Origin of the sequence: Sulfitobacter dubius, from assembly GCF_027214245.1 — a bacterium.
GTDB lineage: Bacteria > Pseudomonadota > Alphaproteobacteria > Rhodobacterales > Rhodobacteraceae > Sulfitobacter > Sulfitobacter dubius_A.
Genome location: NZ_JAPWHM010000005.1, coordinates 298775 through 313956 on the forward strand (window position 1 = coordinate 298775; position 15182 = coordinate 313956).

Annotated in this window: 18 protein-coding genes; 9 read left to right on the plus strand and 9 right to left on the minus strand. The window is 61.4% G+C overall.

All coding sequences use genetic code 11. The annotated features are described in order from the left end of the window. From O4H31_RS14370 to O4H31_RS14400, 7 genes are all read left to right on the plus strand, one after another. Nucleotides 1-354 carry an MmcQ/YjbR family DNA-binding protein gene (locus O4H31_RS14370; protein ID WP_269346855.1) on the plus strand — a complete coding sequence of 118 codons (354 nt, stop codon included), beginning with the start codon at nt 1-3 and terminating at the stop codon, nt 352-354. Nucleotides 355-452: 98 nt separating this feature from the next. Continuing rightward, nucleotides 453-1373, plus strand: coding sequence for a manganese-dependent inorganic pyrophosphatase (locus tag O4H31_RS14375; RefSeq protein WP_269346857.1), 921 nt, complete (start codon nt 453-455; stop codon nt 1371-1373). A 49-nt stretch (nt 1374-1422) separates the two neighbouring features. Further along, on the plus strand, nt 1423-2295 hold the full coding sequence (locus O4H31_RS14380) for a TIGR01459 family HAD-type hydrolase (protein WP_269346859.1): 873 nt from the start codon (nt 1423-1425) through the stop codon (nt 2293-2295). An 89-nt stretch (nt 2296-2384) separates the two neighbouring features. Next, the gene (locus O4H31_RS14385) at nt 2385-2828 is read left to right on the plus strand and encodes a MaoC family dehydratase (protein WP_243262354.1); all 444 of its coding nucleotides are present in this window, start codon (nt 2385-2387) and stop codon (nt 2826-2828) included. 62 nt (nt 2829-2890) lie between these two features. Next, a complete protein-coding gene (locus tag O4H31_RS14390; RefSeq protein WP_269346861.1) occupies nt 2891-3823 on the plus strand; it encodes a bifunctional riboflavin kinase/FAD synthetase in 933 nt (310 codons plus the stop codon). Then, nucleotides 3820-4290 (plus strand): YcgN family cysteine cluster protein, encoded by a 471-nt coding sequence (locus O4H31_RS14395; RefSeq protein WP_120351725.1) that lies wholly within the window; start codon nt 3820-3822, stop codon nt 4288-4290. The genes O4H31_RS14390 and O4H31_RS14395 overlap by 4 nt, the downstream gene beginning before the upstream one ends. Continuing rightward, on the plus strand, nt 4290-5324 hold the full coding sequence (locus tag O4H31_RS14400) for a threonine aldolase family protein (protein WP_269346865.1): 1035 nt from the start codon (nt 4290-4292) through the stop codon (nt 5322-5324). The genes O4H31_RS14395 and O4H31_RS14400 overlap by 1 nt, the downstream gene beginning before the upstream one ends. A 4-nt stretch (nt 5325-5328) precedes the next feature. On the opposite strand, the gene O4H31_RS14405 is transcribed toward O4H31_RS14400, so the two are convergent. Together O4H31_RS14405 and O4H31_RS14410 are read right to left on the minus strand one after the other, a co-directional pair. Beyond that, nucleotides 5329-6126 carry an alpha/beta fold hydrolase gene (locus O4H31_RS14405; RefSeq protein WP_269346867.1) on the minus strand — a complete coding sequence of 266 codons (798 nt, stop codon included), beginning with the start codon at nt 6124-6126 and terminating at the stop codon, nt 5329-5331. Further along, nucleotides 6123-6719 carry a 2-hydroxychromene-2-carboxylate isomerase gene (locus tag O4H31_RS14410; RefSeq protein ID WP_269346869.1) on the minus strand — a complete coding sequence of 199 codons (597 nt, stop codon included), beginning with the start codon at nt 6717-6719 and terminating at the stop codon, nt 6123-6125. Before O4H31_RS14410 ends, O4H31_RS14405 begins: the two co-directional genes overlap by 4 nt. A gap of 102 nt (nt 6720-6821) precedes the next feature. Between O4H31_RS14410 and O4H31_RS14415 the strand changes: the two genes are divergently transcribed. Next, the gene (locus tag O4H31_RS14415; RefSeq protein WP_269346871.1) at nt 6822-7841 is read left to right on the plus strand and encodes a ribose-phosphate pyrophosphokinase; all 1020 of its coding nucleotides are present in this window, start codon (nt 6822-6824) and stop codon (nt 7839-7841) included. Between the two features lie 80 nt (nt 7842-7921). Here the strand turns inward: O4H31_RS14415 and O4H31_RS14420 are convergent, their stop codons facing one another. The 7 genes from O4H31_RS14420 to O4H31_RS14450 form a co-directional block, all read right to left on the minus strand. Then, complete coding sequence (locus O4H31_RS14420; protein WP_269346873.1) at nt 7922-8272, minus strand: H-type lectin domain-containing protein; 351 nt, start codon at nt 8270-8272, stop codon at nt 7922-7924. A gap of 110 nt (nt 8273-8382) precedes the next feature. Then, nucleotides 8383-8823 carry a F0F1 ATP synthase subunit epsilon gene (locus O4H31_RS14425; RefSeq protein ID WP_067629565.1) on the minus strand — a complete coding sequence of 147 codons (441 nt, stop codon included), beginning with the start codon at nt 8821-8823 and terminating at the stop codon, nt 8383-8385. 12 nt (nt 8824-8835) lie between these two features. After that, on the minus strand, nt 8836-10260 hold the full coding sequence (atpD, locus tag O4H31_RS14430) for a F0F1 ATP synthase subunit beta (protein ID WP_259946027.1): 1425 nt from the start codon (nt 10258-10260) through the stop codon (nt 8836-8838). Nucleotides 10261-10278: 18 nt separating this feature from the next. Further along, nucleotides 10279-11160, minus strand: a complete 882-nt coding sequence (locus O4H31_RS14435; RefSeq protein ID WP_269346876.1) for a F0F1 ATP synthase subunit gamma — start codon at nt 11158-11160, stop codon at nt 10279-10281. A 15-nt stretch (nt 11161-11175) separates the two neighbouring features. After that, a complete protein-coding gene (gene atpA, locus O4H31_RS14440; protein WP_067629561.1) occupies nt 11176-12714 on the minus strand; it encodes a F0F1 ATP synthase subunit alpha in 1539 nt (512 codons plus the stop codon). Continuing rightward, nucleotides 12715-13275: a F0F1 ATP synthase subunit delta gene (locus O4H31_RS14445; protein ID WP_259984326.1), complete on the minus strand. Its 561-nt coding sequence runs from the start codon at nt 13273-13275 to the stop codon at nt 12715-12717. A gap of 286 nt (nt 13276-13561) precedes the next feature. After that, nucleotides 13562-14308, minus strand: a complete 747-nt coding sequence (locus O4H31_RS14450; RefSeq protein WP_259984325.1) for a class I SAM-dependent methyltransferase — start codon at nt 14306-14308, stop codon at nt 13562-13564. Nucleotides 14309-14371: 63 nt separating this feature from the next. Here O4H31_RS14450 and gloB point away from each other — a divergent pair, with 63 nt between their 5' ends. Continuing rightward, entirely contained in the window at nt 14372-15139 is a 768-nt protein-coding gene (gene gloB / locus O4H31_RS14455) for a hydroxyacylglutathione hydrolase (protein WP_269346880.1), read from the plus strand. The last annotated feature ends 43 nt before the right edge of the window (nt 15140-15182 follow it).

The window sequence follows — 15182 nt, forward strand, 5'->3', positions numbered from 1 at the left end:
ATGACCCGCGACGAATTCAACACCTTCTGCGCCGCCCTGCCCCAGACAACCCATGTTGTGCAATGGGGCAACGCAGATGTATGGAAGGTCGGCGGCAAGGTTTTTGCCATCTGCGGCTGGGCCGAGGATGCGCCCGCTTTTACCTTCAAGGTGACTGAACTTGGATTCGAGGTGCTTTCAGACAGCCCCGGACTGCGTCCCGCCCCCTATCTGGCCTCACGCGGGTTAAAATGGATACAGCATTACGCCAAACCCGGCCTAGGCGAAGACAGCCTGCGCGACCACATACGCGCCTCCTATGACGTGATCGCCGCCGCCCTTACAAAAAAGAAGCGCGCGGAACTGGGCCTCTAGACCCTCCACGCAATGCCGCAATGCGGCAGGCGCGCGTGACAAGCCTATTGAACCTGCTATAAGGCGCGCAAATCCACCCGAACAGACAGGACCGCCCCATGACAACGCTTGTTTTTGGCCATAAATCCCCCGACACCGACAGCACCGGCAGCCCGATCGTTTGGGCTTGGTATCTCAATGAGATCAAAGGCATCGCTGCCAAACCCGTTCTGCTGGGCGAGCCGAACACCGAAGCGCTGTTCATGCTCGACAAATGGAACCTTGATAAGCCCGAAATCCTGACCTCGCTTGAGGCCGACACCAAGGTTGTCATCGTCGACACCAACAACCCCGCTGAACTGCCCGACAACATCAATGACGCCGATATCACCGGCATCATCGACCACCACCGCCTGGTGGCCGGGCTGGAAACACGCGGACCGATTGAGATTAACATCCAACCGCTCGCCTGCACCGCGACCATCATGTTCAAGATGATCGGCAAAGACTGGGCGCAGGCCCCGCGCGGCGTAAAGGCAGCGGCCCTGTCCTGCATCCTGTCAGACACGCTGGAATTCCGCAGCCCGACCACCACGCAAGAAGACCGCGCCATTGCCGAAGACATCGCGCGGGACTTGGGCGTCGATATCAGCGACTATGCGGCCGAAATGTTCGCGGCGAAGTCCGACGTGTCGTCCTTCAGCGAGGCGGAACTGCTGCGCATGGACAGCAAGGAATTCGACCTCGACGGCACCAACCTGCGGGTGAGCGTGCTGGAAACCACCTCCCCCGCGCCGCTGTTGGAGCGTAAGGACGCACTGATGGCTGAGATGCCGAAAGTGGCCGAGGCCGACGGTGCCGCTCAGGTGCTCTTGTTCATCGTCGACATTCTGAAAGAAGAGGCGACGCTGCTGGTCCCCAACGACATGGTCAAGCACATCGCCGAGCAGAGCTTTGGCGCTGAGGTTTCGGGCGACACGGTCGTGCTGCCCGGCGTGATGAGCCGCAAAAAGCAGATCATCCCGAACCTCAAGATGTAAGCCAATCGGGCGGGCCAAGTGCCCGCCCTCGCTTTTTGAAAGGCCGCCCATGACCCGCATTATTTCCGCCCTGCCCAATGTATCCGATCAATATGACGCGCTGTTCGTCGATCTTTGGGGCTGCGTGCATGACGGGCGCAAAGCGCTGCCCGATGCGGTGGCGGCCTTGCAGGCCTATCGCAAGACCGGCGGCAAGGTCGTGCTGGTCACCAACTCCCCCCGTCCGCGTTCGGGCGTTGAGAAGCAGTTGCAGCAATTCGGCGTGCCGGAAGACGCATGGGACAGCATCGCCACCTCGGGTGATTCCGCGCGCTCTGCCATGTTCCGGGGTGCGGTGGGCGAAAAGGTCTGGTTCATCGGCCACCCCGGCGAGCGCAAGTTTTTCGAGCCGCTGGCGATCCTCGAAAACCCGGTAAATGTAGAAACCGTTCCGCTGGCCGAAGCAGACGGCATCGTCTGCACCGGTCCCGTCGATGCCATGGCCGACCCCGGGATCATGCGCCCTGAGTTCGAACAGGCCATCGCCCGCGGTCTGAAACTGCTCTGCGCCAACCCCGATATCGTCGTGGACCGGGGCGAGGTGCGCGAATGGTGCGCCGGGGCGCTGGCCGCGCTCTATACCGAGATGGGCGGCGAAAGCCTCTATTTCGGCAAGCCGCATGGCCCAATCTACGATCTCGCCCGCCGTCGCCTTGCAGCGCTTGAGGTCGACATCCCCGACAGCCGCATCCTTGCCATCGGAGACGGCATCCTGACGGACGTCAAAGGCGCGATGGACGAAGGTATCGATTCGCTGTTCATCACCGGGGGTCTGGCCGCCGCAGAAACCGCGACCACCCAGCAACCGGACGAAGACAAGCTACGCGCCTATCTCGACCGCGAGGCCTCCTCCCCAACCTACGCAATCGGATTTCTCCGCTAGGTCAGAAATGACTTGATTTTCTGCATCTGCGAAGTAATAAAGTTGCAATATGACGCACCCTGGCGTCACTTTGTTACCAAGGAGCCGTCATGTTGGACAATATGCCACGCGGGACGATCTGCATCGAAGACATCGAAATCGGGATGACTCGCCATCTGCGTAAGGTCGTGACCGATACCGATATCGAAATGTTCGCGCAGGTCTCGACCGATCATAACCCGGTGCATCTGGATGACGCCTATGCCCGCGACACGATCTTTGAAGGGCGCATTGCCCACGGCATGCTAACGGCGGGCCTAATCTCGGCGGTGATTGGCGAACAACTTCCCGGTCATGGCACGATCTACCTCGGGCAATCGCTCAAGTTCCTCGGCCCCGTGCGTCCCGGCGACATGGTGCTGGCCGAAGTCACCGTGACCGACATGGACATCGCCAAACGTCGCGTGAAAATGGACTGTCGCTGTTCGGTCGATGGCAAACCGGTGCTCGCCGGGGAGGCGACGGTGCTCGCCCCCTCCGCCAAGCTGGACTGAGCGGGCGGTTTTCGCCGCCTGAGCATCTTGCCCTTGCGCCCCCGCGCAGCTAGGCAAGGCACATGCGGATCATCCGAGATTATCAATTCGTCGACCTTGCAGATCGCGGTGCCACCGCCGCGATTGGCAATTTCGATGGCGTTCACCTTGGCCACCGCTCGGTGATCGAACTGGCGCAGAGTGCCGCCCCCGATGCGCCCCTTGGCGTCGTCACCTTCGAGCCGCATCCGCGCGAGTATTTCGCCCCCGATGCCCCGCCCTTCCGCCTGATGGGCCGCGAATCCCGCGCGCATCGGCTGGAAAAGATCGGCGTTAAGCGGCTCTATGAGCTGGCATTCAACAGCACGCTGGCCAGCCTGAGCCCCGAGGCATTCGCCCGCGACGTGCTCCACAACGGGCTGGGGCTGGCGCATGTGGTTGTTGGCGCTGACTTCTGCTTTGGGAAGGGCCGCGCGGGCACGGCGGAAGATCTCGTCCGTTTCGGCGCGCAATATGGTTTCGGCGTCACCATCGCCCCGCTGATGGAGCGCGATGACCTCACCGTGTCCTCAACCGCGATCCGCGAAGCGCTGACCCGTGGTGAGACCCGCGAAGCCGCCGCCATGCTCGGCCATTGGCACCGGATCGACGGGCCCGTGATCTCGGGCGAGCAGCGCGGGCGGGAGTTGGGCTTTCCTACCGCGAACATGTCGATTGACGGGCTGCACCCGCCTGCCTTTGGTGTCTATGCCGTGTTGTTGGATGTGCTCGCGGGGCCGCATAAGGGCAGCTATCACGGTGCGGCCAGCATTGGTGTGCGGCCCATGTTCGGTGAGAACAAAGCCAACCTGGAAACCTATCTCTTTGACTTCAAAGGTGATCTCTACGGCGCGCCGCTGTCTGTCGGGCTGGTCGAACACCTGCGCGGCGAAGAAAAGTTTGACAGCCTCGACGCGCTGATCACCCAGATGGGGGCCGACTGCGACCGCGCTCGAACCATTCTGGCGGCGCTATGAGCGATCCGATACCCCGCAAGGGCCTGACCCCGAAATTCTGGGAGAAGAAGCCGCTCAAAGAGATGTCGCAGACCGAATGGGAGGCGCTCTGCGATGGCTGCGGTAAATGCTGCTTGAACAAGCTAGAAGACGAGGACAGCGGCGAAGTGGCCCTGACCCGCGTCGCCTGCCGCCTGCTTGATGATAGCACCTGCCGCTGTGTGCATTACGAAAACCGGCATGAATTTGTGCCCGACTGCATCGTGCTGCGCCCCGACAACCTCGATACCCACGCCTATTGGATGCCCCAGACCTGCGCTTACCGCCTCCTGTGGGAGGGCAAGCCCCTGCCCGAATGGCACCCCCTGCTGACCGGCACTCCCGACAGCGTCCATGACGCCGGGGTCAGCGTGCAATTTGATACCGTGTCCGAATTTGATACCCCGTTCGAAGAATGGGAAGACCATATTATCGAGGAGCCCACCTGATGTTTTTCGCCTCTGACAACGCTGGCCCCGTCCACCCCAAGGTGATGGAGCGCGTGATCGCGGCCAATAGCGACTACGCGATGCCCTACGGCAAAGACCCGATCATGGATGAGGTGCGCGCGCAGATTCGCGAACAGTTTGAGGCACCTGAGGCCGAGGTTTACCTCGTCGCCACCGGCACCGCGGCCAATGCGCTGGCGCTGGCCTGCTATACCCAGCCGTGGCAGACGATCTTCTGCTCGAAGGTCGCGCATATCGAAGAGGATGAGTGCAACGCGCCGGAATTCTACGCAGGTGCGGCCAAGCTGACACTGGTGGAGACCGACGACAAGATGACCCCCGAGGCCCTGCGCCGCGCCATCGTCGCGCGGGTGGCGGGCGATGTGCACACGCCGCAACGCGGCCCGGTGTCGATCACGCAGGTGACGGAACGCGGCGGGGTGCATAGCCTTGAAGAGTTGCGCGCGCTGACCGCAGTGGCCAAGGAATACGGCCTGCCCGTCCATATGGACGGCGCGCGTTTTGCCAATGCGCTGGTGGCTCTGGGCTGCACCCCGGCTGAGATGACGTGGAAATCGGGCGTTGATGTGGTCAGCTTCGGCGGCACCAAGAACGGCTGCATGGGGGTCGAGGCGGTGGTCCTTTTCGACCCCGAAAAGGCATGGGAATTCGAGCTGCGCCGCAAGCGCGGGGCGCATCTGTTTTCCAAACACCGTTTTCTGTCGGCGCAGATGGCAGGCTACCTTGCGGATGGGGCTTGGCTGGAAACGGCCAAGACGGCCAACGCCAATGCGGCGCAGCTGGCCAAAGGGCTACGCAAAGCGGGGGCGGAATTCTTACATGAGCCTGCGGCAAACATGATCTTTGCCCGCTTCCCCCGCGCCATCCACCGCAAGCTGCATGACGCAGGCGCGCGCTATTACCTCTGGGATGGCACGCTGGACGGCGATGGTAACGAGATGTTGGCCGCGCGGATGGTCTGCGACTGGTCGATCAGCCGCGACCAGATTGACCAGTTCCTAAGCCACTTCTAAGCAGTCACGCCAGTGGCACGTCGTTCAGGAAATCGCGTATCGCTTCGGCGACTTCGGCGGGGTGCGTGATCGGCACCATATGCCCTGCCCCGTCGACCGAAACCCGCCGCGCATCCGGTAGGCGGTGCATCAGCGACGCATTGATCGCATGCGCCGCTTTGGGCGACGCGCTTCCCTCGACCAGCAGCGCGGGCATTGACGCGCGGTCGAACATGCCTGGCGCCAGCAATCCGGCGCTGTCCTCGCCAAGGAAGGGCGAAGAGGCGGGGATGAAACCGATCCGATCCACCATATAGGCGCGGGTCGGTTCGGGAATTTGGTCCCATTTCGTGCCATCGCCCCAGACCCGGTTGAACAGCCGCGCGGCGGTCTCCTTGTCGCCCTCGGCCAAGGCGGCCTCAAATGCCGCGTTCTGTTCATTGTATTCGGCCATCGCCTCAGGATCATCCTGCTTGGCTGCGGCGAAATAGACAGGCTCGATCAGGATAATGCTGCGCACCAATTCGGGGTGCTCGATCGCCAAACGCAGCGCCACGGTCGCGCCAAAGGAATGGCCAATCAGATCCATCGGCGCTTCAAGCAGGCTGAGCGCCATGTCGGTTGCCACGTCGTGAATATCGCCCTGCCCATCCCAATCGCCCGAGCGCCCGTGCATCGGCAGGTCGAAGGCCCGCAGGGTCAGCTCGTCCGACAGGGCAGCCCCAACGCCCCGCCACGCGCCGGAGTGCGCAAGCGAGCAATGGATCGCCAAGGCCGGGCGCGGGCCGTGACCGAAACGGCGCGCGTTGACCTCTGGGATCACAGCTTGCCCCCGAGGTGCAGATCAAGGTCTTCCAAACGGTCCTGTCCCCAGAACCGCTGATCCCCAACGATATAGAAGGGGGCGCCAAAGACGCCTTGCGCGACGGCTTCCTCAAGGTTGGCAGCATAGGTCTCGGCCCCTTGCAGCAAGCCGCTATTCACCAGATCAGGGTCAAAACCTGCCTCTTCCAAACAGGCACGGACCACATCGTCATGACCAATGTCCTTTTCTTCGGCCCAGACAGAGCGGGTGATGGCATGGGTCAACTTGCCCAGATCACCGCCCCCGGCATTCTGCGCGGCGATCACCGCATAGGCCGCAGGCGCGCCGTTGGTAGGCCAATGCGCGGGCTTGAGGTTGAAGGGCAGGCCCAGCTTGCGCGCCTGACGCGGCAGGTCTTGCGCGCGGTACTCATTGCGGCTGGGGTGACGCTCTGCCGGGGGCATGCCGCCCGTGCGCGGGAAGGCCGCGATAATGTCGAAAGGCTTGTACACGATCTCAGCACCGTGCTTTTCGGCGATCTCCTCAAGCCGATTCCCGGCGAGGTAGCAATAGGGTGACAGGGTCGCGAAAAAATAGTCGATCCGGGCCATTTGGCTCTCCTTCGGGGGCGGTGCAGCTTTGCCCGACCGTAAGCGCATGCTAAGCGGTGTCAACGTCACGAATCTGCAACCTACCGCTGCCCCGGAGCCCCTATGCCACGCACTTCAGAACCAAAACTGATCTCAGGCAATGCCAATATGCCCCTTGCCAAGGCCATCGCGCGGCGCATGTCGCTGCATCGCGGCGTTAACGTGGGGCTCGTCGATGCGCGGGTCGAACGGTTCAACGACGGCGAGATTTTCGTCGAAGTTTATGAGAACGTGCGCGGCGAGGATATGTTCATCATCCAGCCCACGTCGAACCCCGCGAACGACAACCTAATGGAACTGATGATCATGGCCGACGCGCTGCGCCGGTCCTCGGCGGCGCGTGTGACGGCCGTTTTGCCCTACTTCGGCTATGCCCGTCAGGACCGCCGCACCAAAGCCCGGACCCCGATCACCGCCAAGATGGTCGCCAATATGCTGACCGGCAGCGGTATTGAACGGATCCTGACGATGGACCTGCACGCGGCACAGATTCAGGGCTTCTTCGACATCCCGGTCGACAACCTCTACGCCTCGCCGATCTTTGCACTGGATATCAAGGATGCCTTTAAGGACCAGATGGACGATCTGATGGTCGTCAGCCCCGATGTCGGCGGCGTGGCCCGTGCGCGTGAACTGGCCAAGCGGATCAACTCGCCCCTGTCGATCGTCGACAAACGCCGCGAGAAGGCGGGCGAGGTGGCCGAGATGACCGTAATCGGCGACGTGAAAGGCAAGACATGCCTGATCGTGGACGACATCTGCGACACCGCTGGCACGCTCTGCAAAGCCGCCGAAGTGCTGCTGGAAAACGGCGCCAAGGAAGTGCACTCCTACATCACCCACGGTGTCATGTCCGGCCCGGCGGTTGAGCGTGTGTCCAACTCGGTCATGAAATCGCTTGTCATCACCGACAGCATCGCGCCGACCCCTGCGATCAAGAAAGCGCCGAACATCCGCATCGTCCCGACCGCGCCGATGTTCGCCCAAGCGATCTTGAACATCTGGAACGGCACCTCGGTCTCGTCGCTGTTCGAGGCGGAAACGCTAGGCCCGATCTATGACGGGATGTATACGGCAAGCTAAGCTGCGAGCTGTGATCTAGGGCTGGCCCCAGCGGGGCCGCCCTCCCCCTGCTGGCCGCTTTCCCCGACCGAGCGACGCGTCTAGTCGACGACCCAATCGTCATCCTCCCCCACCGCGCCAATCGCTGTCCATGCCAAACGCGCCCGTGCAACGCGGGTGTCGCCCCATGTGCGAAACACCATGTCAAAGCCGCTTTCGGTCACCCCTTCGGCACCGATATCGGCGCGGGTGACGGTGCTGGCGTCGATGTCCCAAAGCGACATGCTCACCTGAACATGCGGCGGCTCCCGGAAGGGTTCTGAAAAGCTGATCCGGCGGCGGCGCTCGCGCTGGCCCTCGCCCGTCCACATGGATCCGCCGTCTTCGAACTCAGAGAACAGCATGACATCGCCACTGTCCACGCCGATCGTATGGGTGCGAAGTCGTTTCATATTGGGCGCCTGCCTGCATTTACGGTCATCAGGCAATGATGCCGCAGCAGAAGGGAGCATAAAAGCAAAAAGCCCCGCCGAGGCGGGGCTTTTCACTGATTTTCAAAGCATTACAGGCTGGGCTGTTTGCTCGACAGTCCGATATGATCGCCCACGGCAACCATATCGGCCAGAAGCTTGGCTGCGTCATCCACGGGACCGGGCTCGTTTTCCCAGTTGTCCTTGGCGCGGGTGTAGACGGCATGCGCCTCTGCCACCATGCTGTCCATCTGCTCCTGCGTCATGTCGGCACGCGCCACGGCACGTTCCGCCAGCACAGACACGCCGCCCTGACCGCCGATTTCAGCGAAACCGCCGGTCACGACATATTCAGACGTGCCCTCCGGCCCTTCCACGCGCAGAAGGCCCGGACGCAGGGTGGTGATGGTGGGCGCATGATCGGCCATGGCCGTCATGTCACCCTCAGTGCCCGGAATCTGCACGGCCGTCACCTGCATCGATGCCAGCCGCCGTTCCGGCGAAACGAGGTCGAATTGCATTGTGTCTGCCATTGTCAGCGCTCCTTAAGCGGCGTCTGCCGCCATTTTCTCGGCTTTCGCCTTCACGTCATCGATGCCACCAACCATGTAGAAGGCACCTTCGGGCAGGTGATCGTACTCACCGGCAACCACGGCCTTGAAGGAGGCAATGGTTTCTTCCAGCGGCACCTGAACACCGTCGGAACCTGTGAACACTTTCGCCACGTCGAAGGGCTGGCTGAGGAAACGCTCGATCTTACGCGCACGTGCCACGGTCAGTTTGTCTTCTTCGCTCAGTTCGTCCATGCCGAGAATGGCGATGATGTCCTGAAGCGATTTGTAGCGCTGAAGCACCTGCTGCACGTCTGTCGCCACCTTGTAGTGCTCGTCGCCGATGATCAGCGGGTCAAGCAGACGCGAGGTGGAGCCGAGCGGGTCAACCGCCGGGTAGATGCCCTTTTCCGAGATCGAGCGGTCAAGAACCGTTGTCGCGTCGAGGTGCGCAAAGGAGGTCGCAGGCGCCGGGTCGGTAAGGTCATCCGCAGGAACGTAAACGGCCTGAACGGAAGTAATCGAACCGGATTTGGTCGACGCAATCCGCTCCTGCATCACACCCATGTCGGTCGCCAGTGTTGGCTGGTAGCCCACAGCCGAAGGAATACGGCCCAGCAGAGCGGACACTTCGGAACCGGCCTGCGTGAAGCGGAAGATGTTGTCGACGAAGAACAGAACGTCGGAACCGGATTCGTCGCGGAACTGCTCGGCCAGTGTCAGGCCGGTCAGGGCGATCCGCATCCGCGCACCGGGAGGTTCGTTCATCTGGCCGTAGACCAGCGCAATTTTCGAATCGACGAGGTTGTCAGGAACGATAACGCCGGATTCGATCATCTCGTGGTAAAGGTCGTTACCTTCGCGGGTACGCTCACCCACGCCCGCGAACACCGACAGACCGGAGTGCACTTTGGCGATGTTGTTGATCAGTTCCATGATGAGAACCGTCTTACCAACGCCCGCACCGCCGAAGAGACCAATTTTACCACCCTTAGTGTAAGGTGCCAGAAGGTCGATGACCTTGATGCCTGTCACGAGGATTTGTGTCTCGGTCGACTGCTCAGCGAACTCAGGCGCTTCGCCGTGAATGGCGCGTGTCGCGTCAGAGTTTACCGGACCCTGTTCGTCAACCGCGTCGCCGGTGACGTTCATGATACGGCCCAGTGTGGCGTTGCCCACGGGCACGCGAATCTGGTCGCCTGTGTCTGTCACGGCCTGACCGCGCACCAGACCTTCGGTCGCGTCCATGGCGATGGCACGAACTGTGTTTTCGCCAAGGTGCTGCGCCACTTCGAGAACCAGCGTTTTGCCCTGGTTTTCGGTGTGGAGCGCGTTGAGAATCTCCGGCAGGTCGCCTTCGAATTGAACGTCAACGACAGCGCCGATGACCTGTGTGATTTTACCGACAGCATTTGCCATGTCGTTTCTCCGATTTGCTTACAGCGCTTCCGCGCCGGAAATGATTTCGATCAGCTCGTTGGTGATGACAGCCTGACGCGAGCGGTTGTATTGGATGGTCAGTTTGTCGATCATCTCACCCGCGTTGCGTGTGGCGTTGTCCATCGCCGACATACGCGCACCCTGCTCGGACGCGCCATTCTCCAGCAGAGCCGAGAAGATCGCCGTGGCGACCCCGCGCGGCAGAAGGTCGGCCAAGACCGCCTCTTCGCTGGGTTCATAGTCAAACAATGTGGACGCTGCGCTGTCTTCGCCTTCTTCGCCGTCGAATTTGGCGGGGATGATCTGCTGCGCCGTTGGCGTCTGCATGACCACGTTTACGAACTTCGCATAGAAGATCGTTGCCACGTCAAATTCGCCCGCGTCAAAGCGGTTCAGCACGTCCTGCGCGATCTTCTGCGCATCACCATAGCCGATCTTTTTGACTTCGCTGAGGTCAACATGACCGACCAGATGGTCGCCCAAGTCACGCCGCAGCGCATCACGGCCTTTCTTGCCAACGGTGAGGATTTTCACCTCTTTGCCCTGGGCCAGCAGGTCACGCGCATGGGCTTTCGCCTTTTTTGCGATGTTGCTGTTGAAGCCGCCGCACAGCCCGCGTTCGGCGGTCATGACCACCAGCAGATGCACTTTGTCTTCACCCGTGCCGCTGAGCAGCTTGGGCGCGCTGTCGGAACCGCCAACGCTGGCCGCGAGCCCTGCCATCACGGCATTGAACCGCTCCGTATAGGGACGCGAAGCCTCGGCAGCCTCCTGCGCGCGGCGAAGTTTCGCCGCGGCAACCATTTGCATGGCCTTGGTGATCTTGCGGGTCGATTTGACCGACGCGATCCTGTTCTTCAGGTCCTTGAGATTTGGCATTGCCTTATCTCCCGTTTAAGCGAAGTCGGCGGCGAAACCGTCAATGGCGGCTTTGATCTTCTCTTCCAACTCGCCTTTGACCTTGCGGTCATTGTTGGTGATGTCCTTGAGAAGGTCGTCGTGCTTGCTACGCAGATGCGCCAGCAGGCCTGCCTCGAAACGGCCAACCTCCGACACGTCCACCTTGTCGAGATAGCCATGCGTACCGGCATAGATCACGCAGACGATTTCCGAGTTGGTCAGCGGCGCGTACTGCGGCTGCTTCATCAGTTCTGTCAGACGCGCACCACGGTTCAGCAGCTGCTGAGTTGCGGCGTCGAGGTCGGAGCCGAACTGAGCGAAGGCCGCCATCTCGCGGTACTGAGCCAGCGACAGTTTCACCGGGCCAGCCACGCTCGACATCGCCTTGGTCTGAGCCGAGGAGCCAACGCGCGAAACCGACAGACCGGTGTTCACGGCGGGGCGGATACCTTGGTAGAACAATTCGGTCTCAAGGAAGATCTGACCGTCGGTGATCGAGATCACGTTGGTCGGAATAAACGCGGAAACGTCGCCACCTTGGGTTTCGATGATCGGCAGAGCCGTCAGCGAGCCGTTGCCAGCCTCGTCACCCAGCTTCGCGGAACGCTCAAGCAGGCGGGAGTGGAGGTAGAAAACGTCGCCCGGGTAAGCTTCACGGCCCGGTGGGCGGCGCAGCAGCAGGGACATCTGACGGTAAGACACAGCCTGCTTGGAGAGGTCATCATAGATGATCAGGGCGTGACGGCCATTGTCGCGGAAGTGCTCTGCCATCGCGGTCGCGGCATAGGGCGCGAGGAACTGCATCGGTGCAGGCTCGGACGCGGTCGCGGCCACAACGATGGAGTAGTCAATCGCACCGGTTTCTTCGAGCTTTTTCACAAGCTGAGCAACGGTCGAACGCTTCTGGCCGATGGCGACATACACGCAGTACATCTTTTTGCCTTCGTCGTCGCCAGCAGCAGCGTTAACCTGCGCTTGGTTCAGCATCGCGTCGAGGGCGACGGCGGTTTTACCGGTCTGACGGTCACCAATGATCAGCTCACGCTGGCCACGGCCGATTGGGATCATCGCGTCAACGGACTTGAGGCCGGTTGCCATCGGCTCATGCACCGATTTACGCGGGATGATGCCGGGCGCTTTGACGTCGGCGATGCCGCGCTTGGTGGCGCCGATGGGGCCTTTGCCGTCGATGGGGTTGCCCAGACCGTCAACAACGCGGCCCAGCAGTTCGTCACCGATTGGCACATCCACGATGGAGTTGGTGCGCTTGACGGTGTCGCCTTCTTTGATGTCACGGTCGGAACCGAAGATAACAACACCAACGTTGTCAGCTTCGAGGTTCAGGGCCATGCCCTGAATGCCGCCGGGGAATTCGACCATTTCACCGGCCTGAACGTTGTCCAGACCATAGACGCGGGCGATACCGTCACCGACGGAGAGAACGCGGCCCACTTCGGCCACTTCGGTTTCTTGACCGAAATCCTTGATCTGGTCCTTCAGGATCGCAGAAATCTCTGCTGCTTGGATACCCATTTATCCGACCTCTTTCATTACATTCTGGAGGGAATTGAGCTTGGAACGGATCGACGTATCGATCATTTTCGAGCCCACTTTGACAACAAGACCGCCGATGAGGCTTTCATCAACGGTCGCATGAAGTGATACTTTTTTGCCGGTGGAGGCGTTGAGCGACTTGGTCAGCTTGTCCGACTGCGTCTTGGTCAGCGCCTTGGCCGAGGTGACGTCTGCGGTGATCTCGCCCTTGGCTTCGGCAATCGTCTCGCGCAGCGCTTTGACCAGCGCGGGCAGCACAAACAGACGACGCTTTTGCGCCATCAGCGCCAGCGTGCTCGCCATGGTCTTGGTCAGGCCCATTTTGTCGGCCAGCACTTTGATCGCCTGCGCCTGCTGTTCGCGCGTATAAAGCGGCGAAGTGATCAGGCGCTGAAAGTCATCGCTGTCGGTCAAGGCCGCTTCAAGCGCGGTAAGATCGCCCTCGATGGCATCGACCTGATTGGCCTCGCGGGCCAGATCATACACGGCTGTCGCATAACGTTCCGCGATGCCGGTGGAAATGGAAGCAGGTTCGGACACGTCCATCCTCTCGTTCAATAAGCGCCGGATATGCGAAGATATCGCGTCACCAGCAGTTGGCGCGGCTTGAAGTTACCCAAGACGTCTAAATCAGGGGCGATGTAGCAGACAGGTTCACGCCCGGCAACACAGTATAGGCAGGTAATGTCCCGGGGCGCTGCAATATTGCAAGGGCTATGGCCCGACGCGGCCCTTTGCCGCAGAAAAATGCGGTCTTTATGGCCAAGGGCGTGCACTGAGGGCGAATCCTCTGGACCAAGCGGCGCTTGCTTCAAGCCTGCAAGGCTCAGACCGGTTTGGCCTGCGGCTCAGCGATCCCCTCCAACACCCCGATGGCGCGCCGGGCGGTGCTGCGCTGTGGGCGGCCCCGCGGCGGGTAAACGAGCTTTGTCGCCTCGACCAAGATCGCACCACCGCCCATCATCGTTGGCATCTGGCGACCGATTTTTTCGAACAAAGGCGCAGATTTCATCCAGATTCGCTGCTGTGAGGGGAATTGAAACAACGCACCAAGGTGACGCTCAGGCAGGAATTGATGCTTGCGCAGCTGCGTTTCCAACTGCCCCGGCGAATAGGGCCGCCCATAGCCGAATGGCGTGCGGTCCCGCCGTGCCCACATGCCCGCGCGGTTCGGCACGATGAACAGCGCCTTCCCCCCCGGCCCCAACACCCGCCAGCATTCGTCCAGCAGTTCACTGGGCCGTTCCGAGGTCTCAAGCCCATGCATCAACACCAGCTTATCCACCGCCCCCGTCTCTACCGGCCAAAGCGTCTCTTCGGTCAGGACCGAGGTGTTGGGCATCCCCGCGGGCCAAGGCATCACGCCCTGCGGGCCGGGCATCAGCACCATCACGCGCCGGGCATCGGCCAGATAGGGCCGCAGCAGGGGTGCGGCAAAGCCAAAGCCCACGACGGTTTGCCCCTTCGCCTCGGGCCACAACTCCAACAACCGCCCGCGCAAGGATTTCTGCGCCGCACGTCCCAACGCGCTGCGATAATAGAAATTGCGCAGATCCTGTACATCAAGATGCATTGCAGCCCGCCTTGGTGAGTGTCACTCTGACCCGACCATAACAACACAGCGAGGTAAGACGCCATGGCCTTTGATCTGGTCACGATTCCCTGTCTGTCGGACAATTACGCTTTCCTGCTGCGCGACCATGACAGCGGCGCGGTAGCGCTGGTCGATGTACCCGAAGCCGCCCCGATCATGGCAGAGCTGGACCGACGGGGCTGGACGCTGAGCCAGGTTTGGTTAACCCACCACCACCCCGACCATGTCCAAGGGCTTGCCGAACTGCTGACCCGCTTCCCCGCCGAGGTGATCGGGGCCAAGGCCGATGCTCACCGCCTGCCCCCGCTAGACCGCGACGTGGCAGAGGGCGATACCGTTGAACTTGGCGCGCTAAAAGCCGAGGTGCTGGATGTTTCAGGCCACACCGTCGGCCATATCGCCTTTCACGTGCCGGATGCCAAAGCGGCCTTTACCGCCGACAGCCTCATGGCGCTTGGCTGTGGCCGCCTGTTCGAAGGCACACCTGCGCAAATGTGGGACAGTCTGCAAAAGCTGGCCGCCCTGCCCCGCGATACGACGATCTGCTCCGGCCACGAATACACCGCCACCAACGCAAAATTCGCGCTGACCGTTGATCCGCAGAACCCGGCGCTTATATCAAGGGCCAAGGACATCAACAGCGCCCGCGCCAAGGGGCAGCCGACCGTCCCCTCGCCGCTTTCACTGGAACTAGAAACCAATCCCTTCCTGCGCCCTGCCGACCCGGCCATTCGCGCGACATTGGGGATGCCAGACGCCACCGACACAGAAGTGTTCACCGAAATCCGCAGGCGCAAAGACCAGTTCTGACTGCCTGCAATCATGGCTCAAAGTCCTCGCTCACGGCAAATGT

What these genes read in the sequence shown, in the direction of transcription:
- O4H31_RS14370 (WP_269346855.1), top strand. Translation starts at nt 1, where the DNA reads ATGACCCGCGACGAATTCAACACCTTCTGCGCCGCCCTGCCCCAGACA.
- O4H31_RS14375 (WP_269346857.1), top strand. Translation starts at nt 453, where the DNA reads ATGACAACGCTTGTTTTTGGCCATAAATCCCCCGACACCGACAGCACC.
- O4H31_RS14380 (WP_269346859.1), top strand. Translation starts at nt 1,423, where the DNA reads ATGACCCGCATTATTTCCGCCCTGCCCAATGTATCCGATCAATATGAC.
- O4H31_RS14385 (WP_243262354.1), top strand. Translation starts at nt 2,385, where the DNA reads ATGTTGGACAATATGCCACGCGGGACGATCTGCATCGAAGACATCGAA.
- O4H31_RS14390 (WP_269346861.1), top strand. Translation starts at nt 2,891, where the DNA reads ATGCGGATCATCCGAGATTATCAATTCGTCGACCTTGCAGATCGCGGT.
- O4H31_RS14395 (WP_120351725.1), top strand. Translation starts at nt 3,820, where the DNA reads ATGAGCGATCCGATACCCCGCAAGGGCCTGACCCCGAAATTCTGGGAG.
- O4H31_RS14400 (WP_269346865.1), top strand. Translation starts at nt 4,290, where the DNA reads ATGTTTTTCGCCTCTGACAACGCTGGCCCCGTCCACCCCAAGGTGATG.
- O4H31_RS14410 (WP_269346869.1), bottom strand. Translation starts at nt 6,719, where the DNA reads ATGGCCCGGATCGACTATTTTTTCGCGACCCTGTCACCCTATTGCTAC.
- O4H31_RS14415 (WP_269346871.1), top strand. Translation starts at nt 6,822, where the DNA reads ATGCCACGCACTTCAGAACCAAAACTGATCTCAGGCAATGCCAATATG.
- O4H31_RS14420 (WP_269346873.1), bottom strand. Translation starts at nt 8,272, where the DNA reads ATGAAACGACTTCGCACCCATACGATCGGCGTGGACAGTGGCGATGTC.
- O4H31_RS14425 (WP_067629565.1), bottom strand. Translation starts at nt 8,823, where the DNA reads ATGGCAGACACAATGCAATTCGACCTCGTTTCGCCGGAACGGCGGCTG.
- atpD (WP_259946027.1), bottom strand. Translation starts at nt 10,260, where the DNA reads ATGGCAAATGCTGTCGGTAAAATCACACAGGTCATCGGCGCTGTCGTT.
- O4H31_RS14435 (WP_269346876.1), bottom strand. Translation starts at nt 11,160, where the DNA reads ATGCCAAATCTCAAGGACCTGAAGAACAGGATCGCGTCGGTCAAATCG.
- atpA (WP_067629561.1), bottom strand. Translation starts at nt 12,714, where the DNA reads ATGGGTATCCAAGCAGCAGAGATTTCTGCGATCCTGAAGGACCAGATC.
- O4H31_RS14450 (WP_259984325.1), bottom strand. Translation starts at nt 14,308, where the DNA reads ATGCATCTTGATGTACAGGATCTGCGCAATTTCTATTATCGCAGCGCG.
- gloB (WP_269346880.1), top strand. Translation starts at nt 14,372, where the DNA reads ATGGCCTTTGATCTGGTCACGATTCCCTGTCTGTCGGACAATTACGCT.